Source organism: Paeniglutamicibacter gangotriensis Lz1y (assembly GCF_000348945.1).
GTDB lineage: Bacteria > Actinomycetota > Actinomycetes > Actinomycetales > Micrococcaceae > Paeniglutamicibacter > Paeniglutamicibacter gangotriensis.
Window position 1 is genome coordinate 277,470 of sequence record NZ_AOCK01000004.1, and the last position, 24,631, is coordinate 302,100.

Sequence of the window (24,631 nt, forward strand, 5' to 3'; positions counted from 1 at the left end):
ACAGCAAAAAGGCCGGCCGCTGCCCCTGCCCACCTCAATCGGGTGACGGGGCCGGCGACCGGCCTCACCTGCGTGAGGCTGCTGGGTTAGAGACGGCCCTGTGCGATGGCCAGCATGCGGCGCAGCGGCTCGGCGGCGCCCCAGAGCAGCTGGTCGCCCACGGTGAAGGCGGAGATGTACTTCGGGCCCATTTCCAGCTTGCGGATGCGTCCCACCGGGATATCCAGCGTGCCGGAGGCCGCAACCGGGGTCAGCGCGTCGACCGTGGCTTCCTTGGTATTCGGAATCACCTTGGCCCACTCATTGTCCGTGGCCAGCAGCGATTCGATCTCGGAGACCGACAGGTCCTCGGTGAGCTTGAGGGTCAGCGCCTGGGAGTGCGAGCGCATGGCGCCGATGCGGACACAGAGCCCGTCGACGATGACCTTGTTCTGCTCGGTGTTGCCCAGGATCTTGTTAGTTTCCACCCCGGCCTTCCACTCTTCCTTGGACTGCCCGTTGCCCAGATCCGCGTCGATCCACGGGATCAGTGAGCCGGCCAGCGGCACACCAAACTGGGTGGCATCCAGTCCGCCGCGCTGGGCGGCCAGGACCTTCTGATCGATCTGCAGGATCGCGGAGGCCGGGTCGTTCAGCTCGGAGGAGACGTGGCTGTTGATGTCCCCGAACTGGGTCAGCAGCTCGCGCATGTGCCGCGCTCCGCCGCCTGAAGCAGCCTGGTAGGTCATCGCGGTGCCCCATTCGACCAGGCCGTTTTTGAACAGTCCGCCCAGGCCCATGAGCATGCAGGAGACGGTGCAGTTACCGCCCACAAAGTCCTTGGTGCCCGAGGCGAGCGAGGCATCGATGACGTTGCGGTTGACCGGGTCAAGCACGATCACCGAGTCGTCGTTCATCCGCAGGGTGGAGGCCGCGTCGATCCACAGGCCGTCCCAGCCGCGTGAGCGCAGTTTCGAGTGAACTGCGGTGGTGTAATCCCCGCCCTGGGCGGTGACGATAATCGGCAGCTTGGCCAAGGTATCAATGTCGTAGGCGTCCTGCAGGGCGGGCGCGCCGGAGGCAAAGGCCGGGGCAGCGCCGCCAGCGTTGGAAGTGGAAAAGAACACGGGGTCGAGATTCGCGAAGTCGCCTTCGTCCTGCATGCGTTGCATCAGGACGGAGCCGACCATGCCGCGGTAACCGACAAAACCAACAGAAGAAGTCATATCTCCAGCTTAAGGGGTCAACGGCGCGGGCCGGACATTGGGTTACGTGCCTGCCCAATGCCGGGCTACGGCAGGTTCAGATTCGCGCCCAACAACGGCTTGGGCAGCTTCCGGGCCTTGCGCAGCTTGCGGGCACGGTGCTCGGCTAAGCCCAGGTGCATGAAGTACCAGGCGAGGGCGGCACCGAACGCCGCAAGAAAGCACAGCCCGACTCGCTCACCGGTGGTGGCGTCCTGCACACCAAACATGAAGCTGGCCAGCGCCAGGGCACCAATCCAGCACAGTGTCCCGGCAATAAGCATGCCGGGGCCGGTGCTGATCTTTGCCCCCGAACCTCCGGTCACGAAGCCGATCTCCTCGCGCCTGTAGCTGAACAGCTCACCGTCAACGGTGCGCAGCAGGTGAGGTTTTTCGCCCGCGGCCCGAAGCTCTTCGTGGGCCAGCATAACGACCCTGTCGCGTTCATCACGTGCAGGGTCGTAGTACCTGAACATCGACTTTTTGGCTTGGGGTGGCTCCGGCGGGCGCTGGCTCATTTGACCGGGTTTTCACCCTCTTCGGCCAGCAGTGCCTTGCGTATGCCCACCAGCTTGAGCGAGCCGAAGGCGAAGATTTGAGTGAAGACCAGCAGCAGCACCAGGCCCATGATCTTGGACCCGGTCAGGACCATGAACAGGCCCAGCCCGGCGAAGATCAGCGCGAACAGCGGGAAGAGCATATAGCCGAGCACAAAGAGTCCCTCGGGGCTGGTTTTCAGCGCGTTGATGGCGTCCTTCATGCCTTCTGCTCCCATGCCTCGACGCGGTACTGCGTGCCGTTGGCAGCGGTGAGCCAGCCGGAATCCGGTTCCGAGAGCATCTTGCTCCAGGACGCACCCAGTACCGGGGCGGTGGTGTCGCCCTGGGGGGAGACGTTGATGATGGTCTTGACGGCCAGGTGGGCCAACGGTGAGAACGCGGTGTAGATTTCGCCGCCGCCGATGACCCAGATTTCCTGGGCGCCCTCGGCCGCGCGGGCTGCCTTCAGTGCGGCCTCGGTGCTGGCCACCGGCACCGCTCCTGCGCCGCGCAGCGCGGCGTGGCGGGTTTCATCTCGGGTGATCACGATGTTGGTACGCCCGGGCAGCGGGCGGAACCTGTCCGGGAACGACTCCCAGGTTTTACGTCCCATGATCACCGGGTGTCCGGCGGTGGTGGCCTTGAAGTGGGCCAGGTCCTCGGGCAGGGACCAGGGCATGGCGCCGTCTGCGCCGATGATGCCGTCGGCTGCTTCGGCCCAGATCATGCCGATGCGTTCGAGGGCGGTGGTTTCGGCGCGGTGTCCGGCGCTGTTGTCTTGGTTGCTCATACGGCGATGGGGGCCTTAATCGTCGGGTGGTGTTGGTAATCCTCGATCACGAAGTCCTCGAGGGTGTAGTCGAAGATCGAATCGGGGGTGCGGGTGATGCGCAGGCGTGGGTACGGGTAGGGTTCCCGGGTCAGCTGCTCGGTGACCTGTTCGATGTGGTTGTCGTAGATGTGGGTGTCCCCGCCGGTCCAGATGAACTCGCCGGGTTGCAGGCCGAGCTGGTCGGCCATCATGCAAGTCAGCAGCGAGTACGATGCGATGTTGAATGGGACGCCCAGGAACATGTCGGCGCTGCGCTGGTAGAGCTGGCAGGAGAGTATGCCGTCGGCCACATAGAACTGGAAGAACGCGTGGCAGGGCGGCAGCGCCATGTTCTGGACCTCGGCGACGTTCCAGGCCGAGACGATGTGCCGGCGTGAATCCGGGTTGCTGCGCAGCGAATCCATGACCTGGGTGATCTGGTCGATGTGGGATCCGTCCGCGGTGGGCCAGGAGCGCCACTGTACCCCGTAGACCGGTCCCAGTTCGCCGTTTTCATCGGCCCACTGATCCCAGATCTTCACCCCGTTCTCACGCAGGTAGGAGGTGTTTGAATCCCCGCGCAGGAACCAGAGCAGTTCCACGGCCACGGACTTGAAGTGCACCCGCTTGGTGGTGATCAGCGGGAAGGATTCGGAGAGGTCAAAGCGCATTTGTCGGCCAAACACACTTGAGGTTCCGGTGCCGGTCCTATCGCCCTTGGCGGTGCCATGGGCCAGGACGTCACGCAGCAGGTCTTCATACGGGGTTTGAACCGTCGGTTGAATCGTCACCGCATCAGTCTAACCGCGGCCCGAGCGATCAGGAGGGGATCAACGCCATGGACAATACAAATGCGCTCATGATCACCACAAAACCGATGGCGATTAATTTTCCCGTGCGGTGTCCCACATTGATGGTGCTGCCGGATCCCATCCCGGAGCGCTGCGGTACCAAGATGGCCGGGTCTGCCGGATCGTTGTAGAGGATCCCCGAGATCCACAGTGCATCTTCGCGTGCCTCGTCGTCGCTGGGTGCCAGACCCAGTTCGGCGGCCCGGGCCCGTCCCCAGCGGGCACCGAGCCAGTACAGCAGCAGGGCCAGCGGCAGTAGCAGCGCGGATCCGATGGCCAAGGGCCACATCGGCATGGAGATACCACCGTGGATCCCGGCGAGGAATCCGTCGCTGACCACAGTGACGATACCGAGTCCGATCAACCCCATGAGCATGGCGGTGGAACGGATCATGGCGATGCGCCCGATACTCTTCCACGCGCTGGCCTCCGGGTCCGATGGCAGCATCGCCCCGAGCACCACCGCCAGAAATGCCAGAAACACCACGACCGCGGCACCGATAAACAGCGGCATGAACACCGTGCCGATGCTCTTGGCGGAGAATTCGTCGGGCAGCCCATCGGCACCCCAATGAGTCGGCACGGAATCGGGTAGGCCCGCGTAAGCGCGCGCTCCCAGCAGCGCGCAGGCCCCGAGCAGCATCAGTGCCGCGGTAAAGAAAAGCCAAGGCCAATGCCGGCCTCGCAAGGGCGGGAGGGTGTCGGCCGTGGGATCGTACATCGTCATGAGCTGAGCCTATCCGGTGGCCCGAAGCCTGCCCTGGAGCAGCGAGAGCAAGGTGGCATCCTCGATGCCTGCGGCGCGCGAAGCGGTGATGAGTTCACTGATCCGCAACTTGATTTCCTCCTCGGCTGCTAGCTTGCTGCCCGAGGGGGTGTGGGTCACCACGGTGCCGAGCCTGCGCCGGGATTCGATCAGCCCCAGGGCCTCGAGTTCCTTGTAGGCCCGGGCGACGGTCCCGGTGGCCACTCCCAGGTCCGTGGCCAGCGCCCGCACCGTGGGTAGGCGGGAGCCGTTGGCCAGCTGACCCACGGCGATCAGTGAGGCGATCTGCGTGCGGATCTGTTCGAACGGCGGAGTGGCGTCGCGTAAATCGACGGTGACTAGGACGCTCAATGGTTACTCGGGGTCCGCGCTGGGGACTGGGGCCGCGGGGTGCGGTAGGCTGTCGCCGCCGGAAGCAGGAACAGCACAACACCCAGCACCAGGCAGATGAGCTGGAGGCCGGAGGATTCGAATCCGAGGTAGGGGTCCGACACATAGCCGAAGTCGGTCGGGGCCCAATAGCTGGGGTTAGCCAGCAGTCCGGCGGTGAACAACGAAGCACCGCCGAAGGTGCGAGCCCCACGCTGAGCCACCAACACCCGTAGCTCGTGATCTTCTCTGGCGTCGGCCCCGCGCAGCATTGGCCGGCGCGCGGCCAACCGGTACAAGGCCCGGGCAAGTGCCGCGGTGAGCAACAAGATTCCCAACAACCACCACGCGCCGGAGGTTAGGGCCGGTGGGCCCTTGATGAGGGCAGTGGCGATGCTGGCCACGCCGGTGGCCGCCGCCAGGCACAGCACCACCACGAACCAGGTGGGCAGCAGACCGGTGCGTGGCTGCCCGGGGGCGATGCTGCCGCCAAGCCGGTGCGAAACGATCCAGGCAGCCAGTGCTTGGAGTAGGAAGTATCCACCGATGACCAGCAGTAAGGTGAGCGCGTGTGAGGCCAGCTCGTCTCGGTGCAGCTGAACATCGGAGGAGGAGTACGAGGTCCAGGCCGGGACCATCGCCAGCATCATTACGGCGATGATGGAAGCTCCTTGGGCCAGCAACAGGAAGTCCCGGGCCTTGGAAAATGCTGCGGACGGCGCGCCGGGTCGCAGCCCGGTGAACGAAGCCGAGGCGGCGAGCTTCGGAGGTCCAAAAGCAACGATGAGCACCAGCACCAGCAGCATCCAGAGCGTGGCCCCGCCCTGGAAGGCATTGGCGTAGTCCAGGCCGATCGAAGACGGGACGGAGCCGGAATCGCCGACGGGGAGGCCCCAGTCGGCCCGGGCCCGGATGCCCTCGCTGATGTAGTTCAAGGAGGCCATACCGAAGCCGGTCACCACCCAGATCGTGGTGCGCAGTAGCCGGTTGATCCAGATCTCGCGCAGCACCGCGTTGTCCGCGGCATCCAGGGAATCCAGCGGCGGGCGGCGAATGACCGTGGTGGCCGCAGCCAGGGAACCCAGCAGTACCAGTCCCAGACCGCCGAGCAGATAGGGGCCGACTTCCTCGCCGGGCCGGGTGCCGGAGATCGGCGTGATCAGGGGCTCGTTCTCGGCAGCGTCGGCCTCGGCACGGGTGATGTATTGCCCGGGGTCGTCCAGGTCAAGGACGTAGCCGTCCTCATCAACGGGGTTGCCGTATCCGTCGGTGCCGCCGTCGTAAATCGGCAGTCCCATGGAGGCGGAAGGGTCGTTGCCCGCTCGGTCCGGGGCGCCGGCATCGGTCCACGCCACGATGACCAGCGCGGTGCTGAGGATGGTGCTCAGCAGCAGGAATCCGGCGAGGAATTTGGGGATGGCGGTCTTGATGCTGCGTACCTGAAGCGAGGCCGAGCGGACCGGTTTCAGATGTCGTGGCCAGGTGAACTGCCCCAGGATGTAGACGATGCCCAGCCAGAGTCCGGGGGCCGCGGCGTGCATGATCAGTGTCGGGACGCTGGCGCTGGCATTGCCGGTCTCGAGAAGCAGATTTTCCCCGGGGTTCACCCAGAGGTTGGCGAGCCCGGAGGTGCCCGACGCGAAAAACGCGATCAGCGCGGTCCAGAAGGCATGCCGGGAGATGGCGGCGGTGGCATGGGACGCTCTAGGCTCGGCGACGAGGAAGCGCAGCAGCAGGTAGATCAGTGCCGCCGAGATGGCTAGGCCGGAACCGATGGCGGTGAACGCGCCGATCATAAGGGGACCCCTTTGGTAGGACTTTGTATCAATGTATCAACTCATTGAGACAATGTCCGCTCACCAGAGGGATTGCGCGGCCGACGCGGCCAAATTGTTACCGAAAGCTGGCTCAGGCCAGCAGGTCGTTGTACTCCGGGTAACGACGCAGGTAGTCCTGCACGTAGGAGCACTCGGGGATGATCTTGAGGTTTCGTGCGCGCATGTCCTCGAGGACCAGGGTGACAAGTGCCCGGGCGTAGCCGTGGCGACCGTATTCCTCGTTGATGATGGTGTGTTGCAGGGTGGCAACCTCACCCTCGACGCTATAGCCCAGGAAGCCGACGTAGGTGGCCCCGTGCCACAGGCCATAGCGGCCGCGATCCTCGTCGTGGTCCAGCCGCAACCCCTGGTGCGCGATCTTGGCTTCGGAACCCTGGGCTTGCTGCGAATTGTGGTGGGACATGCTGCACTCCTTGAACCTTTTAAACACACCCGCGGCGCCGCGCCTAGCGGTCGCCTGGTTTCAGACTACCGCTTGATGCTGTGACTAGTCATCAAAGGCTTCGTAAACTTCCACCGAAACGATTTTGCGCTTGCCGGAGGCCGTTTGGTGAAGCACAATGACCGCCCCGGGACGCAAATAGGGGTCGGTCTGGGGCAGGAATGTGGCCAGTGCGGCATCCATCCGCAAACGGAGTTCGGCCAGCACCAGCGGCAGCACCGGCCGGTGCGTACACACGGCCTGCGCGCGACGCCGATCCAGCAATTTGGCGATGGTCCGTCGGGCCTTGTCCGGGTTCCGCTTGGCCCCGTGTTCGGTGATGGAGGCCAGCATCTTCACGGTGGAGTGTTGCTGTTTCACGTAGGGCGCGATGGTCTGCACGCAGCGGGTCCACGGGCTGGAAGCGATCTTGCCCGGGCGCCAGGAATCCAGCAGCTTGGCCACGGACAGCGCCTGGCGCTGCCCGGTGGCGGCCAGCGGGCGTTTGCCTTCTTCGCGGGTCCAATTGGAGCGCGGCTTGGCCTTGGCGTGGCGCACCACCACAAAGGCGTGAGTGTCCAGCTCTCCGGCCCGGTGCGCGGCAACCAGCCCCTCAAGCGGTTCCAGATCTCCGGGGTTGGTCAGCCACTTCCGTGCCACCTCGGGGCTCGCCCAACGTACGGCGTCGACTTCTTTCCCATCGGGGACCGGAGCGGTCCCCGGGGCCTTGGCCGCCCAGTAGTAGACGACCTTGGGCCCGGCTCCCACCGGATAGGCCATCGCCGGCAATGGGATGCCCAGCTGGATATCCAACCCGACCTCTTCGAAGACCTCACGGGTGGCGCACTCGGGCAGGGTTTCCCCGGCGTCGATTTTGCCCTTGGGCCAGGACCAATCGTCATACCGCTCACGGTGGATCATCAGGACTTCCAGCCCGTGACCGTTGATCCTCCAGATCAGCGCGCCTGCCGCCAGGACGGAAAAAATACCGGTGCGGATGGACTCGGAATCACTTGAACGCACGAAATGCACTGTCCCTAACGCCTGACCACGGTCCGCTGGCGGGTGCGCGATTCGATCAGCCAGGATTGGATGTCGATCAGCGGCAACCCGTCGGCGTCCTTGTGGTGCCGGGTCCAGTCGCCTTCGGAATCCAGGTGCCAGCTGGCGGTGCCCGGATCCATGTAGCGGTCAAGCAGTGCGACCAGCTCCGCGGTGTCTTCCCTGCTGCTCAGTGACACCAGCGCCTCGACGCGGCGGTCCAGGTTTCGGTGCATCATATCCGCGGACCCGATGAACACCACCGGGGATCCGGCGTTGTGGAACATAAACACCCGGGAGTGCTCCAAGAACCGCCCCAGCACCGAGCGGACCGAAATGTTCTCGCTGAGCCCCGGCACTCCGGGGCGCAGCGCACAGATCCCGCGCACAATCACATCGACTCTTACCCCGGCCTGCGAGGCACGGTAGAGCGCGTCGATGATCGCTTCGTCGACCATCGAATTGACCTTGATGACCACCCGGGCCTCGAGCCCGGCCTTGCGGTTGGCGATCTCCGCTTCGATCTTGTCGATCAGCCCCGAGCGCAACGAACGCGGGGCGACCAACAGGCGTTTAAACGTGGAGCGCGGGGCGTAGCCCGAGAGCTGGTTGAAGAGTCGTGAGAGATCCTCGCCGACCGCGTCGTCACTGGTCAGCAGCCCCAGATCCTCGTAGTAGCGGGCAGTGCGCGGATGGTAGTTGCCGGTGCCGATGTGGCAGTAGCGGCGCAAGCGCTCGCCCTCCCGGCGGATCACCAGGGAAAGTTTCGAGTGGGTTTTCAGGCCCACGATCCCGTAGACCACGTGCACCCCGGCCTGCTCGAGCTTCCGCGCCCAGGAGATGTTGGCCTGCTCGTCGAACCTGGCCTTGATTTCCACCAGCGCGAGCACCTGTTTGCCGGCCTCGGCGGCGTCGATGAGCGCATCCACGATCGGCGAATCGCCACTGGTGCGGTACAGCGTCTGCTTGATGGCCATGACCTTGGGGTCGGCGGCGGCCTGCTCCAAGAACGCCTGCACACTCGTGGAGAAGGAGTCATAGGGGTGGTGCAGCAGGATGTCGCGCCGGCGCATCGCAGCAAACATGTTGGCTGCCTTGGAGGTCTCCGATTCGTTCAGATGCCGGGAGGTGTGGGCCAGGTGCTTGGGGTAGTGCAAATCGGAGCGGTCGATGTTCGCGATCACGCTCAGCCCGCGCAGATCCAGCGGGGCGGGCAGCGCAAAGACCTCGTCCTCCTCGACACCGAGCTCGCGCACCAGCAGGGCCCGGATGTTCGCCGAGATGTCATCGACCACCTCGAGGCGTACCGGGGGACCGAAGCGGCGGCGCAGCAGTTCCTTCTCCAGGGCCTGGAGCAGGTTCTCCGCGTCGTCCTCCTCGACCTCGAGGTCCTCGTTGCGGGTGACGCGGAAGGAGTGGTGCTCGACGACCTCCATGCCCGGGAACAGGTAATCCAGGTGCTCGGCGATGACGTTTTCCAGCGTGATGAAGCGGGCGACGCGGCCGGCGGAATTCCCGGCGCGCGGCCCGTCCACGGAGATTAGCCTCGGCATCATGTCCGGGACCTTGAGCCGGGCGAAGAGCTCCTTGCCGGACACCGGGTTGCGCACCACCACCGCGAGGTTCAGCGAGAGCCCGGAAATGTAGGGGAAGGGATGGGCCGGGTCCACGGCCAGCGGGGTGAGGATCGGGAAGACCTGGTCAATGAACCAGCGGCGCTGCTCCTCGCGGGCGCGCTCATCAAGGTCCTCCCAGCCCACCAACAGGATCTGTTCCTTTTGCAGCTGAGGGCGCACCTTCTCGGAGAAGACCTTCGCGTGGCGCAGCTGCAGGGCGTGGGCATCGGCCAGCAACATTTCCAGCTGGTCGATGGGGCTCATGCCCGCGGCGGAGGGCACGGCCAGTCCGGTGGCGATGCGGCGTTTGAGGCCGGCGACGCGCACCATGAAGAACTCATCGAGGTTCGAGGAGAAGATCGAGAGGAAATGCACCCGCTCCAGCAGGGCCAGTTCCTCATCCTCGGCCAGCTCCAACACCCGGGCGTTGAAGTGCAGCCAACTCAGTTCCCTATCCAGGAATCTGTCGTCGGCGAAGTCGCCGTCAGGGATCGGTGAGGGCGCGAAATCGGGCACCTCGATCCGGTCCTGGGTGGCCCGGGCGGCGGGAACATCGGTAATGCCCAGTGAGGAGGTGGCTGGCTGCGGGTCCATGGCTGTTGCCCCTAGCGTGGAATTTTCATGTTGCCGCGTGTGACCACGGCGTGCCGCGGAAATTTCTCACGCGGCATTGCGTCGTTATTACCTTACCGAATCGGATGGGCGCAGAGGTGCGTACATGACGTCGACGTCCCATTTGGTGAAGCCCAGCTTCCGGTAGAGGGCGAGCGCCGCGGTGTTGTCCGCATCCACGTAGAGCATCAGCGCCTCGAGGCCCAGCGAATTCAGGTGGTCGATGCCCGCGAGGGTGAGCACCTTGCCCAGTCCGGTGCCCTGCGCCTCGGGGATCACCCCGACCACGTAAATCTCGCCCAGGCCCTGGTGTTCCCCGGTGGTGGGGGAGGAAAGCGCGGGGTGCACCTTGGTCCAGTGGAAGCCCAGGATTTTGCCGTCTGTATCGACGGCCAGCAGGAAGCCTGCCGGGTCGAACCAGTCCTCGGCCATGCGTGCGGCCAGGTCCGTATCGGTCATCGCACCCTGTTCGGGGTGATGGGCGAAGGCCGCGGCGTTGGCAGCAACCCAGCCCGGTCCGTCGGTGGCCGGATCGAAAGCACGGATGGTGATGCCCTCGGGCACCACGGGGGCCGGCACCGCGGTTCCTGCCACCATGCGCATGCGCCAGAGTTCACGCACCGGGGCGTAGCCGAAGCGTTCGGCCAGTTTTGCCGCTGCCTCGTGGTTGCCGTGCGCCCAGGCCCGCAGCGTGTTGCTGCCGATGGCACCGGCCAGTGCTGTGACTAGGGCAGCGCCGATGCCGTTATCGCGGCAAGAGGGGTGCACCACCATTTCCAGGGTGCCCGGTGCCTCGTCGGTGCCGCGCACCGCCACGGCGGCGCCGACCAAATCGGTGGACACCGTCTCATCATCCTGACCCAGGTAGGCGTAGGCGCCCACCAGCAGGGGCGCTGCCGAGGCGCTACGCAGCTCCACGAGGGTCTGCTCACTCAGTGGCGGGTTGCCGTCGGCTTCCTCGGCCGCTGCCACCAGACACTGCAGGGCCAGGGCCACCTCGGATTCCGGGGTTCCGGTGACGATCTCGATGCTGACTTCGGGGTTCGGTGCGGCGCTCATACAACCCAAACTAGCGCAGCGGCGCCGAGGCGTCGATGTTCTCGGTGGTTTCGTGGCGTGCCGGAGCGAATCGGTACCCTACGTTACGCACCGTGCCGATGAGCTGCTCATGGTCGGAGCCCAGCTTGGCGCGCAGCCGGCGCACGTGCACATCCACGGTCCGGGTGCCTCCGTAGTAGTCATAGCCCCAGACCTCGTGCAGCAATTGCTCACGGGTGAAGACCCTCCCCGGGTGCTGTGCCAGGTATTTGAGCAGCTCGAATTCCTTGTAGGTGAGGTTCAGCGGGGCGCCGTGGACCTTGGCGGTGTAGCTGGCCTCATCGATCATCACCCCTGCGGCACGGATCGGTGTTCCCGCCGCGGCGGCGGCCCCGGTGGGGGCCGCCTTGGCGATGGCCAGCCGCAGTCGGGCCTCAACCTCGGCAGGCCCGGCGGTGTTAAGCAACACATCGTCAATCTGCCAGGCGGCGGAGATCGCGGCCATGCCGCCCTCGGTGAGCACCAGCAGCAAGGGGGAGCTGACCCCGGTGGTGCGCAGCAGTTGGCACAGTGTGCGTGAACCGGCCAGGTCCTTGCGGCCATCGACCAGCAACACCTCGACGCCCTCGGCCGCCAATAGCGCGCTTCCAGCGGCAGGCAGCACCCGGACCTCGTGCGAGAGCAGCCCCAGGGCCGGGATGACCTCGGCGGAGAGCTCCGGGCTGTTGGTGAGCAGTGCGATCACTGCCATCGGGTCCTCCGGCGGGCTTGATGAAGATGGATCACCGATCGGCCTCCGCTCCCTCGTGAGGTGGTCCGGAAGACGGGGCCCGCAGCACGGGCCCTGCCTGACGGGTCGCGCGGTGGATGCGTGGGGACCGATCGGTACTTAGGTTTTGAAGTATAGATTGCTGTGGGTTTCGGCGATGTTTCGCGCCCCGGCCTCACTGGTCGCCCGATCCGCGCTGATCCACCAGCGAGGACACCCGCCGGGCCAGGACAGGGACTTGGCCCCGGGAACCGAGATGGTGCCGGGGCCATCGGCTCGGACACAGCTGGCGCGCGGGAACGGAAATGGCGGCCCGTGACGCGGGATAAGGCAGGATAGATGCCGTGAGACTCAAAGTTTTGGCCACAGGAACCATCGGGTTGGCGCTGCTGGTGGGTGCCGGATACCTGCCCAACAACAGCCACTGGCCGGTGACGGCAGTAACGCTGCTGCTGCTTGCCGCCTTCGCCCTGGGTTGGCCGCGGCTGATGCGGGCCTCGAGCCCCAACCCGCTCTCGGTGGTGATCTTCGGTATCTCCGCCGCGGCGACCCTGCTCGGGGTCATGGCCGATCCGCTGCCCACCCTGGCCTGGGTGGCACCGAGCGTTGCAGCGGGCGTCGTGCTGGTCTTCCTGACCCAATTGGTGCGCGGCACCGATGCCAGCAAACGCCTGGAATCCGCGGCCGTGGGCATCACCGGCATGCTGGTGGCGAGCTTTGGCTCCGGCTGGGCGGCGTTGGGCGCCCAAGAGCCCTGGCGGGCCGGTGCCCTGATGGCAGGGATCAGCATCCTGGCGGCCGCCGCGGCCGGTGTGCTGCGCCTGCCCGACCGCATTGCCTTCCCGCTGGGTTTTGTGCTGGCGGTGCTCGCCGGCGGCGCGGCAAGCCTATTGCACCCGAGGATCGAGCTGGTCCCGGCGCTGGTCCTCGGTGCCGCCTGCGGGCTTGTTGTCGTCGGCTTCCGGGCCATGCTCGTGTCCCTGGGCGGGCCGCGTAGCACCGTGCAGGCGCTGGGTGCGGCCCTGGCCCCGCTGCTGGTGTGCGGATCCGTCACCTGGTACGTGCTGCTGATCCTGGTCTGATCCCGCCGGATCCCTCCTGCTGCAGTTGGGGGAAGCCGCGAGAAGACACCGGAGGGTCGTGTTTGATGGCGTGGCTGACGTCATGAAAGAGGCGTACAGCGCCCAGAAGCGGTTAGGATGGTGGCATGAACGAATACCTTGGACTCGAAATCTTCTTCCTCTCGTTGCTGGTCGTCGCAGGCCTGGGCATGGCCGGCTTTGCCGGACTTGTCGTCGCGCGCCTCTTCAAGGGTCAGAAGTAGAAAACCACTAGCAGTAAAGAAGTAACGCACGATGGCGATCGAGATTCCCACAGACCTGACCCCCGAACTGGTTCCGCTGTCCTGGCTGATCGGCACCTGGGAAGGGACCGGCCGCCTTGGCGACGGCGAAGCCGACGATGGGCATTTCCTGCAGCGGATGAGCTTCACGCAGAACGGTTTGCCGTTCCTGGAGTACCGCTCCGAAACCTGGATCACCGACGAAAAGGGCGCCATCCTGCGCCCGCTGACCGTCGAAACCGGTTTTTGGTCGCTGGAACGCCCCATGCTCGAAGCGGATCCCGGACCCGGGATGATTCCGGGGGACATGGTCCCCGCCCTTCGATCGGCCGATGACGTGGAAAAATTGCGCATTGCCGAGGGCGGATTCAAGATCCAGGCCAATATCGTGCACCCCGGAGCGATTTGTGAACTCTACTACGGCGTCATCGACGGGCCGAAGATCCAATTGGCCACCGACCTGGTGATGCGCGGGACCAACGCCAAAGACTATGCCTCCGCCACCCGGATCTTCGGGTTGGTCAACGGGGATTTGTACTGGCGCTGGGATGTATCCACCGGCGGCAACGAGCTGAAGGCCCACGCATCGGCCGCCCTCAAGAAACAGGGTTAGATATGGCGAACTCGCCGTTATTGTCACGACCCGGCGCAGTTGCCGGATCAGGGATCGATGCGGGCGTCGCAGCCCACTACGGGGAACTGAACAAGGAACAACGCCAGCTGCACGACGGCACCGCAGTGGCCGACCTCTCCCACTTTGAGGTGGTGACGCTGCGCGGTGAAGACCGCCTGTCCTGGCTCAATACGCTCTCCAGCCAGGCCGTGGATAAGCTGCGCCCCGGCACCAGCACCCAGACCTTGCTGCTCACAGTGCAGGGACGCATCGAATTCGACATCCGCGTGCTGGCCGGCGAAGACACCCTCTGGCTGCTGCTCGAGCCCGGTCAGGCCGAAGAGCTAGTGGCCTTCCTGACGCGTATGCGCTTCATGATGCGCGTGGAAATCACCAACGTCTCCGAAGATTACGCGTTGCTGGGTGCCTGCGCACCACAGCCGACACTGGCGACGCACCCGGTATGGGTCGATCCATGGCCAGGGGTCACCGAGGGCGGCTACGCCTACTCCGCACCCGAGCACCCGGGCGCCGAACGTCCCTGGTTCCTCTACCTGGTGCCGCGTGATGAGCTTCAGACCGCCGTAGGGGATCTGCCGCTGGCAGGAATGCTCGCGGTTGAGGCCCTGCGCATCGCCGCCTGGCGCCCGCGCTTCGGCATGGACACCGACGAGAAGACCATTCCGCACGAACTGGATTTGACCCGCACCGCGGTGCACCTGGACAAGGGCTGCTACAAGGGCCAGGAAACCGTGGCCCGCGTGCACAACATCGGCCGGCCCCCGCGCCGACTGGTGTTCTTGCAGCTGGACGGTTCGATGCACACGCTGCCGGCTCTCGGCTCTGAGGTACGCATCGGGGAGAAGGTCGTGGGCACCCTGACCTCAGTGGCATCGCATTTCGAGGCCGGACCCATCGGGCTGGCACTGGTCAAACGGAACATCGACCCGGAATCCGACGTCGAAGTGGTGGACGAGCAGGAGCACTACGCCGCGAAGCAGGAGACCATCGTGTCGCCCGACGCCGGGCAGATCGCCGGACGCTTCACCGGGTTCCTGCGCACCCCGCGCTAAAACACTACGCAGCAAAACACCGCGCAGCACTACCCGGTGCCCGGGAAATGACGCCTCGGGAATGGTGCTGCGGCGAGCTCTGAGTCGCCGGATGCCGATACCTCACCACGATTAAAGGCCGGGCCCAGGGAATATCCCGTGGCCCGGCCTTGACCTGTCTTTACATCCCGGGGTGCAACTTCAGCGTCATCAACGACCCGACTAGCTCGAACCCGAGCGAGGTAGCCAACGCATTGGCCGCGTCTTGGCCTTCCTTGATGCGAGCCTGCGGGATCAATCCCTCGGATAGGGCATCGTCCACTGCCAGCGCCGCGGCATACCTGCCCAGCCCATGACCGCGCAGCTGCGGGTGCGCAAGCACCGTGGTGTCAGCCAACAGTCCGCCCGGTGCCCAATAACCGGCGCCCGCCACCGGGTCCTCCCGAGTGTCGGAAAACAAGGTGAAGCACTGGTCCCAGTCACCGAGCGCGGTAGATGAGGCATCGTCGCTCGGGCAGCCCAGGCGCAACTCGGCTAGGTCCTCGGGGTCAATGGAGACGGTGATGTGCTCGGAATCCACGATCTCGAACGGCTCATCGAGGTAGGTTAGCGCGTCCACGCCCAGCGAACGGACCGAGGGTGCCAGTCCGGAGGAATGCAGCAGCCCCAGAACCGCCCGGTCATCGACGAAGCGTTGGTCGGCGGCCCCGCGCAGCAGCGGGAGAAACTCCTCTGGCGCACGCACCACCTGGTGATCACCCAGATGCAGTACCTGGACCGTGTCGGTGCCGGTGGAGGGCACAAAGAGGTTCACCGGGTCGCGGTCCGGCTGCAGCCCGGAGTCGGGCACCGCAAATTCGCGGGCCCAGGACAAAGCAATGATGGCACGAGTGCCGAATTCAAGATTCACGTTTCGAGCCTAGTGCAGGAAATGCTCCATTGCTCAGCCGAAGAGGATCCGCGCTTCGTCGTAGCGTTCCTGCGGGACCGCCTTGAGGTTGTTCAGTGCCGCCTGGAACGGCACCCGGTTGATCTTGGTGCCGCGCAGCGAGACCATGGTGCCCCACGCCTCATCGGCCACTGAATCGACGGCCGCCATGCCCAACCGGGTGGCCAGCACCCGGTCGAAGGCGCTGGGTACCCCGCCGCGCTGGATGTGGCCCAGCACCGTGGCACGGGTTTCGATGCCGGTGGCGTCCTCAATGTACGGGGCCAGCTGCTCGCCGATGCCGCCCAGGCGCGGCCGACCAAATTTGTCCAGGCCGCGGTCGGAGAACGCCTCCTCGGCGCCCTCGGGGACAAACCCCTCGGCCACGACCACCAGTGGGGCGCGCCCGCGGTCTCGGGCCTCGGAGACCCAGGTGCAGATCTGTTCCATGGTGGTGGACTGCTCGGGGATCAGGATTGCGTGGGCGCCGGTGGCCATGCCTGCGTGCAATGCCAGCCAACCCACGTGCCGGCCCATGACCTCGGCGATCATGCAGCGGTGGTGGGATTCTCCGGTGGTGCGCAGCCTGTCGATGGCCTCCACGGCGATCTGGTTCGCTGTGTCGAAGCCGAAGGTGTAGTCGGTGGCGTCCAGGTCGTTGTCGATGGTCTTGGGGACCCCGACGATTTTCAGCCCGGCGTCGGAGAGCCGCTTGGCCCCTGCCAAGGTGCCCTCTCCGCCGATGGCGATGACAGCGTCGATCCCCAGGCGCTGCAGCGTCGCGGCAATATTGTCCGGGCCACCGTTCTCACCCTCGAACGCGTTGGTGCGTGAGGTGCCCAGGATGGTTCCGCCCTGCTTGGAGATGCCGCGGACCGCGTGTCGGGGAAGGTCGATGACATCCCCGTCCTTGACCCCGCGCCAGCCATCGCGGAAGCCGACGAATTCATGGTCGTAGCTTTTGATGCCGTTGAGCACCGCCCCACGGATAACAGCGTTCAATCCGGGGCAGTCTCCGCCGCTAGTCATGATCCCGATGCGCATGCAAACTCAATTCCTCGTAGTGTTCCCGATCGCCCGCGCGGTCAAGACCTCGGTGGACGTTTGGTGATGGGAGCGCGACGTTGAGCTCGGATGTGCACCCCAGTCTAACCAAGGCAGTGTGGTGATCGCCACCACTGAACCGCAACAGGCAACAAGCCGCGGGACGGACAGCAAAACAAAACACCTGCGGTTCCCTCTGTCCGTTGCTGTCGGAAGTCGGGCCGCAGGTGCTGTGGGCTTCGTCTATGGTGCGTCTTAGCGTGCCGGGCGGAGCATCTTTTGCAAGACGATCGAGTTGTCCTGGTACGGGATCAGCAGCCAAGCGACGAGGTAAAGGCCCGGGCCAATCACCGGCAGGAGGAAGCTGAGCAGCACGCCGATGCGCACCAGGGAGACATCCCAGCCGAACTTGTCGGCGATACCTCCTGCGATACCGCCCAAGAAGCGCTTGGGTCCGCGGCGGAAGGGAATCGAGCGAAGGGAGTTGTAAAAAGTGTCCATAGTGTCAAAGTCTTTCACGTCGAAGAGTGAGTTGGCTGGTGTTTGGGTGAATAAAGCATCCGGGTGCCGATGCGAGGGTTGTTTCAGGGGGTGCGGCGGGCCGCCAGGATCCCGGCGATGACCAGGATGAGTCCGGCACCTGCGACCAGTGAGATGAACAGCATCGGCGCGCTGATCTGGAAGTTCAGCAGCAAACCGGCGATCAAGGCCAGCCCGATGGCCAGCAGGATCAAACCGAAGATCAGGGTGCCGGTGGGGAAGGGTGCTGCGGGTTCAATGTTGCCGTGCTGTTTTTCGGTGTGCTGGCTCATGGTGCAACCTCGGCTTTCTCTACGTTGATTTCAATGCTGCTAAACGCTCCGTCCATCTTCAGTCGGAGTTCGGGGCCGCCGGTGTCGGCGTTCAGGACCGTGCTTCCGTTGCGGATTTGTGCGGTGGCACCATTGATTTTTTGGGATCCAAAGGCGGATTGTGAATCGATGACCACCGGGATGTTGTCAGGCACGATCAGTTTCATGGAGGAGAAGACGTTGTCGATCTCCACCGTGGTGTCCGAGGTGATGCTCGAGTAGGAGCGCAGGTCCAGTTCCCCGGAGTGGAAGACGTTGGTGGTTTCGCCATTCTCGGTGGTGGTGATGCCGCGGAACGAGGAGATCGGCCCGGAGTCCCGGAACGATCCACCGCCCCAGAGCAGCGAGAAAATCAGGGCGACGATGCCGAAGCCGACCAAGGCACCGCCGGTACGCTTGTTCAGCGCCGCGCCGATCAATCCCAGAGCGATGACGATCAAAACCACGGCGAAGCCCACGGATACCGGGTTGACCGGAAGGGTGAGCATGCCCAGCTGGGACAGCCCGGTGATCATGGCGAAGGCGAGCACCGCCAGTCCCAGGACGATCGTTGCCGCATAGCCGGGGATGGCCTTGGTACGTGCCGGGCGCGGAGCCTGCGGTGCAGAACCCGCTGCGGCCGGGGGCACTGGCCTGATCGGAGGTGTGGGAGGTCCGTTGCCGGAAGCCGGGGACGAGTGTGCTTCGCGTGTCGTTCCCGCGGTGTCACGTGGCGTCGAGGGGCTTGCCGGGGCCGCGGGATCCGCAGCCTTCGGTGTACTGCTGTCCATGGTTTGTTCCTCCTGGGGTGTCCCATTGGTCTTTCCGAGGCTGCCGAGCGGCAGCGTCGGGGTGTCCTTGCCGGCCTGATACTTCGCTGCATCCTGTGCAGTGAGCGGGCCGATCAGCGACTGAGGTGCCCCAGGGCGCAGCGGGTCCTGACCCGGGAGCACCATGGCACTGGAAACCTGGCCCTCGTGCTTGGTCCGATCGGTGGTGAACGGTACCGTCGCATCGGGCGCAGCGACATCCTGTCCTGGAGCCCGGTTATGGGGGGAATCAAAGCCGGCAGTGGGGGTGGCTGCCGGTGGCCCGAAGGGGTCGTTGTCTTGAGGTGTGTAGTGCCGGGCGTCGGGGGTCTCGTGTCCGCGTCGGGAAAAGATCAGCCAGCAGACCCCGGCGATGATCAGCAGCGTCCACAGCCCGCCGTCCCACCAACCGAAGAATCCGGAATTGTGTCCACCGAAAATCGCGGGGGAACCGACGGCTCCGACGATGCTGAACACCAGGGCACCGGTCATCCCGCTTGCCCAGCGTCCGGCGATCGCCTCCTGGAGGTGGATCTTCTGATCCTGCCCGGGCAGCAAGGCCCAGGCGATGCCGTAGAGGAACAGGCCAAGGCCCGCCACGAAGCACAAGGCGACGATGATCCCGCGGACCAGGATCGTGGAGATCCCCCAGCGTTGCCCCACCCCGGAGGCGACGCCGCCGACCCAGTTGTCCTCGCCACGGTGCAGCCCTAATTCCCGTACCCAGCGGAAGAATCCGTTTTCCCTCGATGCATCATTCATAGTTCAATCTTCGCCGAACCGTGGTGGCTTCCGCTATGGGGGTCGCCCCTGATTGAACCCTGAGTGGTACCCCGGTCGGCACCACAAACGCCGATTTCTCCGCCCGGGCGTGCTTGGATGGATACATGAGCCAAGCAACCCTGCGTCCCGCGCTGCTGCGCGGAAGCCCCCGCATCCTGGCCGGGGTGTGTTCCGGGGTGGCTGCGCACCTCCAGGTGCCGGTCAAATGGGTACGCATCGGCTTTGCCGTCTCGTCCCTGCTGGCAGGCGCGGGAATCGTACTGTACGCCTGGCTGTGGATCTTTTTGCCCAGTACCCTGGACGCGCAACGCGACGCCGCCCGGAGTACCGGGACCCGTCGCTTCACCTTGGCCGAGGAATTCGGTGGACGCACCGAGGCCACAGAATCCGATCCGGCCTCGGCGGAGCGCCAGGCATCGCTGCGCCAAATCCTCATCGGGCTGGCGTTGCTGGTGGTCGCGGCGCTGGCGGTGGCCCAACTGCTGGGCACACAAATCCGCTGGGACATCATCTGGCCGGTGCTTGTCATCGTCGCCGGAGCGGTGCTGGCCTGGACACAGCTTGACGAGGGAGGCCGTGCCGGGCTGCGCAGAAGCACCGGAGCACTGGGAGCCGCTGGCCTCGCCAGGCTGCTGGTGGGCGTGGGGCTGGTGGTCGCCGGACTACTGCTGCTGCTTTCCGGCGCGGTGGGCCTTGGCGCGCTGCTCTCCGGCCTCGCGGTGGCCTTGGCGGTGATCGTCGGACTGGTGCTGGTGCTGTTGCCCTGGGGCCTACGTTTTTGGCGTGACTATGTCTCGGAACGAGCCAACCGGGTGCGCTCGGCCGAACGCGCCGATATCGCGGCGCACCTGCACGATTCGGTGCTCCAGACCCTGGCGCTGATTCAGAAGCGGGCCGAGGACCCCGCCCGAGTGGTGGCCCTGGCCCGCTCCCAGGAGCGGGAATTGCGTTCCTGGCTGTACGACGAGTCAGAACGCACAGACGGTGAGATCGGGGAAGCGATCCGTGCCGCTGCAGCCGAAATCGAGGAACTGTACCTGGTCTCCATCAATGTGGTTATTGTCGGTGAACGCGTCGGGGCCCCCGGGCACGACGCCCTGCTGCAGGCCACCCGGGAGGCTATGGCGAACGCGGCCAAGCACGCCGGCGGTACCATCTCGGTGTATGTGGAGGCCTCGGAGGCCGCCGTGGAAGTGTTTGTGCGTGATCGCGGTGAGGGCTTTGACCGCGAGGCTGTATCTGCCGACCGGCACGGGGTGCGCGAATCGATCATCGGGCGGATGGCTCGCAATGGCGGGCGCGCCGCCATCAAGAGTAACTCCGGGGGCACCGAGGTGCACCTGGCTATGGACACGAAAAATGGAGAAGACGATGACTGAGGCAACACACCCACGCACCGCCGAACGGGTGCCGGTGGTGGTGGTCGATGACCACGGCATCTTCCGTTCCGGGCTCAAAGCCGACCTGGACGGACGCCTCGAAGTGGTCGGGGAGGCCGATTCGGTGGAGAGTGCAATCGCGGTGGTGCACGAGAGGATGCCGGCGGTGGTGCTGCTTGATGTGCACCTGCCCGGGGGCCGTGGAGGCGGCGGGGCCGAAGTTTTGGCCGGCTGCGTTGACGTGTTCGACTCGGTGAAGTTCCTGGCCCTGAGCGTCTCAGATTCAGCGGAAGACGTGGTCACGGTGATCCGCGCCGGAGCGCGCGGTTATGTCACCAAATCGATCTCGAGTGCGGAGATCTCCGATGCCGTGCTGCGGGTCGCAGGAGGCGACGCGGTGTTCTCCCCGCGTCTGGCCGGATTTGTCCTCGATGCCTTCGGCACGCAGGCGGCCATCAGCGCCGACGAGGAACTGGATCTGCTCAGTGCCCGGGAGCTGGAGGTGATGCGCTTGATCGCGCGCGGCTACAGCTACAAGGAAGTCGCCAAGGACCTGTTCATCTCGGTGAAGACGGTGGAAACCCACGTGTCTTCGGTGCTGCGCAAGCTACAGCTCTCCAACAGGCACGAACTGACCCGCTGGGCCGTGGACCGCCGAATCCTCTGAGTAGGGACCTCGGTGCATTCTCAGCCACATCCCACTGAGTCCCTCGGGGAACTGGGGTTACGACGCCTCTGGCGATCGGTAGTGCGCCGGTAGGCCCCCAGCAGCTCAGCAGGGGAGAGCACCTGAGGTGAAAACCCGAGCCCCTTCCCTTTGTGGCGCACCAAGGGTTTGGCCTGTCGATCACGGTTTGGTTGCTGGGTATCGCGGCAGATCAGGTTGGGTACCTCGTCCTCAACGTATCCCCGAGAACCAGCAGCGGGCCAGACGGCGGTGGTGCAGTTGGTCGCGGTTAGCCTCAATCGGCTGGAGTTGGTTGATCATGGTCGGCGCGGCCTGGCGAGCGCCTGGAGGGAATGCTTAGCGGACCGCGGCGCCCAGGCTGATGTCGAAGCCGGCACCATTGCGCGCCAGCCCCATCAACAGGAGGCCTGTCGACTCGAGGGTCGGGGCCGCCTGCAGCCTACCTGCATCGAGGGCCCGCAGTTCCATACTTTCCAGGAACGCTGTGACAGTCGATTTCGCCCCGGCGCTGTCGCCCGCGATGAACGCGTCCAGCGGGGTTCCCGTCGCAAGAACGTGGCCGAAGATCGTATTGAAGGCCTTCACGACATGGGCGCTCTCGGGCGCGGCGGCTGCGATTTCCTGAGTAGCCGAAGTGGTGGTCACGAGCCCGCTGGCATCGTCGTTGAACGGGTTGGTGATGTCGACGAGGATTTTGCCGGCCAGCGCATCTCCGTAGGTCGTGACGGCATCAACCACGCCGGCGTACGGGACGGCAAGGATGACGATCTCACCCGGCGGTTTTGCGCCGAACGTGCCGACGGCGGCTCCGTTGCCGAGCTGCTCGGCCAGTGCCTTCGCCTTGGCGGTATTGCGGCTCATGATCTCGATGGTGTGACCGTGCTTCGCCGCCCGGGTGCCGATGGTGGTGGCCATGTTCCCCGAACCAATGATGCTGATGGTAGTCACGGTGGTACTCATCCGTAGTGAGAACGGATACCCCGGGAGGGTACCTCTCGTTCTGCTCATTCATAACCGTTGAGGGCCCGCGTTCTATTCCACTCGGAGCGCCTCGACGCGACAGAAGATTCCGTAAGTCCTGACAGCTCTGCACGTGAGAAGTTCCCGGACCGCCCCAGAAACGGAGTTCCTTCGCGTGGTGAATCCGTGGCTCCCCGTTGCCCCCCTGGTTCGGGTTCAGGACATGAAAAAGGCCGGCGGATCGGATTCCGCTAAGGAATCCTTCCGCCGGCCTTCGCCGTGTAGTCAGAACGCTGCTATTTGGCCTCGCCGAGCAGCGTCGCCAGCCGACTCACGCCCTCGGCCAGGTCGTCATCGCCCAGTGCGTAGGACATGCGGATGAAGCCGGAGGGGCCGAAGGCTTCGCCCGGGACCACCGCAACCTCAACGTGTTCCAGGATCAGCGCGGCAAGCTCTGCGCTGGTGTGGGGGACCACACCGCGGATTTCCTTGCCCAAGAGGCCACGAACATCCGAGTATGCGTAGAACGCGCCCTCGGGGACCGGGCAGTTGACCCCGTCGATGGCGTTGAGCGCCGAGACCATGGCCTTGCGGCGGCGGTCGAAGGCTGCGCGCATTTCCGCCACAGCGTCCAATGGGCCTGACACTGCCGCCAGCGCAGCGACCTGCGAGACGTTCGAAACATTGGAGGTCGCGTGCGACTGCAGGTTGGTGGCAGCCTTGATGACGTCCAACGGTCCGGCCATCCAACCCACGCGCCAGCCGGTCATGGCATAGGTCTTGGCCACGCCGTTGAGGATGATGACCTTGTCGCCCAGTTCCGGAGCTGCGGTGGCGATCGAGGTGAATACCGCATCGTCATAGGTCAGGTGTTCGTAGATCTCGTCGGTGATGACCCACAGGTCTTTCGACGCGGCCCAACGGCCGATTTCAGCCACCTGCTCCGGGGAGTACACCGCCCCTGTCGGGTTCGAGGGGGAGACGAAGAGCAGCACCTTGGTCTTTGGGGTTACCGCGGCTTCGAGCTGGTCGATGGTGACCTTGTAACCCTGTTCCGGACCTGCGAACACCTCGACGGGGACGCCTCCGGCCAGGCGGATGGCCTCGGGATAGGTGGTCCAGAAGGGGGTGGGCATGATGACTTCATCGCCCGGATCCAACAGAGTGGCAAACGCGTTGTATACGGCCTGCTTGCCACCGTTGGTGACCATCACCTGCGAAGGTTCGAGCTGGTAGCCCGAGTCGCGCATGGTCTTTTCCGCGACTGCGGCACGCAGTTCCGGCAGACCTGCGGCGGGCGAGTAGCGGTGGTATTTGGGGTTGCGGGCCGCGGCGACCGCAGCCTCGACAATGTAGTCCGGGGTCGGGAAATCCGGTTCGCCGGCGCCGAAGCCGATGACGGGACGCCCCGCAGCCTTCATGGCCTTGGCCTTGGCATCAACGGCCAAGGTGGCGGATTCTGCGATGGACCCGATACGTCGGGAAATGCGTGGCATGTCGTCGCTTCCTGGAAGGGAGAGGGTGGATGGGCGTTGCCTCAAGCTTAGTGTGAGCGGTGGTCGCGGGCCATTATTTACTGACACACCCTCGTAGTGTTAAGCGCCCAGAAGGTAGGTCAGTGCCCAGGTTCCCGGCCGTAGCGGTTGCGGTGCAACTCGATGGACTGTTCCGATTCGATGTCGGCTTCCACTTGGGTGTGGCGCACTTGGTGCCACTGGTAATAGGCGGCTGCACCTAGGAACACCGGAGGGGTGAGAACAAAAGGCAGGAAAAGGACGCCAGAGAAACCGATCATTTCTAACTGCGCACCGGCGGCCAGTACCAGCAGGCTGGTGCCCACCCACGTCAGCACGTTGTGGCGCAGCCGCATCGCCCACAGGACCAAACCGATGCCCAAGTACCAGGACAGTGGGAGCGTCGAAGCCATCGTCACCACACCAACCGCTGTGGCCAGCAGTAGCTGCAGCAGCGAGGTGCCGGCCAGCGACTTGATTCCGCGCAGGCAGATCCAGAGACCGGTGGCAATGAACACCGGAACGGCGGCAAGCAACAGCACCGGCAGCTGACCTGGTGCCGGTGAGTAGTGGTAGATGGCACGCAGAATCGCATCGAGGACGGACCCGCCGGCAAAGACCAGCAGGACTAAGGCGCTGGACAGCCCGGCAACTGGCGGCCGAGAGGTGGATGGAAGCATGGAATCAACGCTAACAGCCGTGCGGCCACCCTTGATTCCGACGAAAAACACGATGGTATGAAACCCGGTTCGACAATCGGCGTATTCATTGCGTAGACTTGATCCTCGGTGTTGG

The 24,631-nt window shown here is 64.9% G+C and carries 26 protein-coding genes; 5 read left to right on the top strand and 21 right to left on the bottom strand.

The window, feature by feature from the left end; translation table 11 throughout:
• Nucleotides 1-86: 86 nt before the first annotated feature.
• The 13 genes from asd to ADIAG_RS08795 form a co-directional block, all read right to left on the bottom strand.
• Nucleotides 87-1,205, bottom strand: a complete 1,119-nt coding sequence (gene asd, locus ADIAG_RS08735) for an aspartate-semialdehyde dehydrogenase (RefSeq protein ID WP_083874039.1) — start codon at nt 1,203-1,205, stop codon at nt 87-89.
• 65 nt (nt 1,206-1,270) lie between these two features.
• The gene (locus ADIAG_RS20140; RefSeq protein WP_007270983.1) at nt 1,271-1,741 is read right to left on the bottom strand and encodes a hypothetical protein; all 471 of its coding nucleotides are present in this window, start codon (nt 1,739-1,741) and stop codon (nt 1,271-1,273) included.
• Nucleotides 1,738-1,983 (bottom strand): NF038396 family protein, encoded by a 246-nt coding sequence (locus ADIAG_RS08745; RefSeq protein WP_007270984.1) that lies wholly within the window; start codon nt 1,981-1,983, stop codon nt 1,738-1,740. Before ADIAG_RS08745 ends, ADIAG_RS20140 begins: the two co-directional genes overlap by 4 nt.
• Nucleotides 1,980-2,552 (bottom strand): dihydrofolate reductase, encoded by a 573-nt coding sequence (locus tag ADIAG_RS08750; protein ID WP_007270985.1) that lies wholly within the window; start codon nt 2,550-2,552, stop codon nt 1,980-1,982. Before ADIAG_RS08750 ends, ADIAG_RS08745 begins: the two co-directional genes overlap by 4 nt.
• Complete coding sequence (locus ADIAG_RS08755; protein WP_007270986.1) at nt 2,549-3,364, bottom strand: thymidylate synthase; 816 nt, start codon at nt 3,362-3,364, stop codon at nt 2,549-2,551. The genes ADIAG_RS08750 and ADIAG_RS08755 overlap by 4 nt, the downstream gene beginning before the upstream one ends.
• 28 nt (nt 3,365-3,392) lie before the next feature.
• Complete coding sequence (locus tag ADIAG_RS08760) at nt 3,393-4,151, bottom strand: DUF1648 domain-containing protein (protein ID WP_007270987.1); 759 nt, start codon at nt 4,149-4,151, stop codon at nt 3,393-3,395.
• Between the two features lie 9 nt (nt 4,152-4,160).
• Nucleotides 4,161-4,541, bottom strand: a complete 381-nt coding sequence (locus tag ADIAG_RS08765; protein ID WP_007270988.1) for a GntR family transcriptional regulator — start codon at nt 4,539-4,541, stop codon at nt 4,161-4,163.
• Nucleotides 4,538-6,355 (bottom strand): hypothetical protein, encoded by a 1,818-nt coding sequence (locus tag ADIAG_RS08770; protein WP_007270989.1) that lies wholly within the window; start codon nt 6,353-6,355, stop codon nt 4,538-4,540. The genes ADIAG_RS08765 and ADIAG_RS08770 overlap by 4 nt, the downstream gene beginning before the upstream one ends.
• A gap of 112 nt (nt 6,356-6,467) precedes the next feature.
• Nucleotides 6,468-6,800, bottom strand: a complete 333-nt coding sequence (locus ADIAG_RS08775) for a GNAT family N-acetyltransferase (protein ID WP_007270990.1) — start codon at nt 6,798-6,800, stop codon at nt 6,468-6,470.
• Between the two features lie 84 nt (nt 6,801-6,884).
• A complete protein-coding gene (locus tag ADIAG_RS08780; RefSeq protein WP_007270991.1) occupies nt 6,885-7,850 on the bottom strand; it encodes an NUDIX hydrolase in 966 nt (321 codons plus the stop codon).
• A gap of 5 nt (nt 7,851-7,855) precedes the next feature.
• A complete protein-coding gene (locus ADIAG_RS08785; RefSeq protein WP_007270992.1) occupies nt 7,856-10,069 on the bottom strand; it encodes an RNA degradosome polyphosphate kinase in 2,214 nt (737 codons plus the stop codon).
• A gap of 87 nt (nt 10,070-10,156) precedes the next feature.
• Nucleotides 10,157-11,146, bottom strand: a complete 990-nt coding sequence (mshD, locus tag ADIAG_RS08790; protein WP_007270993.1) for a mycothiol synthase — start codon at nt 11,144-11,146, stop codon at nt 10,157-10,159.
• Between the two features lie 10 nt (nt 11,147-11,156).
• Nucleotides 11,157-11,876 carry a winged helix-turn-helix transcriptional regulator gene (locus tag ADIAG_RS08795; protein WP_007270994.1) on the bottom strand — a complete coding sequence of 240 codons (720 nt, stop codon included), beginning with the start codon at nt 11,874-11,876 and terminating at the stop codon, nt 11,157-11,159.
• Between the two features lie 362 nt (nt 11,877-12,238).
• Between ADIAG_RS08795 and ADIAG_RS20145 the strand changes: the two genes are divergently transcribed.
• The 3 genes from ADIAG_RS20145 to ygfZ all read left to right on the top strand — a co-directional run bounded on the left by ADIAG_RS20145 (nt 12,239) and on the right by ygfZ (nt 14,922).
• Entirely contained in the window at nt 12,239-12,976 is a 738-nt protein-coding gene (locus ADIAG_RS20145) for a hypothetical protein (protein WP_007270995.1), read from the top strand.
• A gap of 273 nt (nt 12,977-13,249) precedes the next feature.
• Nucleotides 13,250-13,849, top strand: coding sequence for an FABP family protein (locus ADIAG_RS08805; protein WP_007270997.1), 600 nt, complete (start codon nt 13,250-13,252; stop codon nt 13,847-13,849).
• A gap of 2 nt (nt 13,850-13,851) precedes the next feature.
• Complete coding sequence (gene ygfZ, locus ADIAG_RS08810) at nt 13,852-14,922, top strand: CAF17-like 4Fe-4S cluster assembly/insertion protein YgfZ (protein ID WP_007270998.1); 1,071 nt, start codon at nt 13,852-13,854, stop codon at nt 14,920-14,922.
• 160 nt (nt 14,923-15,082) lie between these two features.
• On the opposite strand, the gene ADIAG_RS20150 is transcribed toward ygfZ, so the two are convergent.
• The 5 genes from ADIAG_RS20150 to ADIAG_RS08840 all read right to left on the bottom strand — a co-directional run bounded on the left by ADIAG_RS20150 (nt 15,083) and on the right by ADIAG_RS08840 (nt 19,274).
• A complete protein-coding gene (locus tag ADIAG_RS20150) occupies nt 15,083-15,811 on the bottom strand; it encodes a GNAT family N-acetyltransferase (RefSeq protein WP_007270999.1) in 729 nt (242 codons plus the stop codon).
• Nucleotides 15,812-15,844: 33 nt separating this feature from the next.
• Nucleotides 15,845-16,873 (bottom strand): 6-phosphofructokinase, encoded by a 1,029-nt coding sequence (locus ADIAG_RS08825; protein WP_007271000.1) that lies wholly within the window; start codon nt 16,871-16,873, stop codon nt 15,845-15,847.
• Between the two features lie 255 nt (nt 16,874-17,128).
• Nucleotides 17,129-17,374 carry a PspC domain-containing protein gene (locus tag ADIAG_RS08830; protein ID WP_043474142.1) on the bottom strand — a complete coding sequence of 82 codons (246 nt, stop codon included), beginning with the start codon at nt 17,372-17,374 and terminating at the stop codon, nt 17,129-17,131.
• An 83-nt stretch (nt 17,375-17,457) separates the two neighbouring features.
• Nucleotides 17,458-17,685, bottom strand: a complete 228-nt coding sequence (locus ADIAG_RS08835) for a hypothetical protein (RefSeq protein ID WP_007271002.1) — start codon at nt 17,683-17,685, stop codon at nt 17,458-17,460.
• Entirely contained in the window at nt 17,682-19,274 is a 1,593-nt protein-coding gene (locus ADIAG_RS08840) for a PspC domain-containing protein (protein WP_007271003.1), read from the bottom strand. Before ADIAG_RS08840 ends, ADIAG_RS08835 begins: the two co-directional genes overlap by 4 nt.
• Before the next feature lie 125 nt (nt 19,275-19,399).
• Between ADIAG_RS08840 and ADIAG_RS08845 the strand changes: the two genes are divergently transcribed.
• Entirely contained in the window at nt 19,400-20,674 is a 1,275-nt protein-coding gene (locus ADIAG_RS08845) for an ATP-binding protein (protein WP_007271004.1), read from the top strand.
• Nucleotides 20,667-21,341, top strand: a complete 675-nt coding sequence (locus ADIAG_RS08850) for a LuxR C-terminal-related transcriptional regulator (protein ID WP_007271005.1) — start codon at nt 20,667-20,669, stop codon at nt 21,339-21,341. Before ADIAG_RS08845 ends, ADIAG_RS08850 begins: the two co-directional genes overlap by 8 nt.
• 357 nt (nt 21,342-21,698) lie before the next feature.
• On the opposite strand, the gene ADIAG_RS08855 is transcribed toward ADIAG_RS08850, so the two are convergent.
• From ADIAG_RS08855 to ADIAG_RS08865, 3 genes are all read right to left on the bottom strand, one after another.
• Complete coding sequence (locus ADIAG_RS08855; RefSeq protein WP_043474310.1) at nt 21,699-22,310, bottom strand: NADPH-dependent F420 reductase; 612 nt, start codon at nt 22,308-22,310, stop codon at nt 21,699-21,701.
• 308 nt (nt 22,311-22,618) lie between these two features.
• The gene (locus tag ADIAG_RS08860) at nt 22,619-23,818 is read right to left on the bottom strand and encodes a pyridoxal phosphate-dependent aminotransferase (protein ID WP_007271007.1); all 1,200 of its coding nucleotides are present in this window, start codon (nt 23,816-23,818) and stop codon (nt 22,619-22,621) included.
• Between the two features lie 119 nt (nt 23,819-23,937).
• On the bottom strand, nt 23,938-24,516 hold the full coding sequence (locus tag ADIAG_RS08865) for a hypothetical protein (protein WP_007271008.1): 579 nt from the start codon (nt 24,514-24,516) through the stop codon (nt 23,938-23,940).
• Nucleotides 24,517-24,631 lie beyond the last annotated feature (115 nt).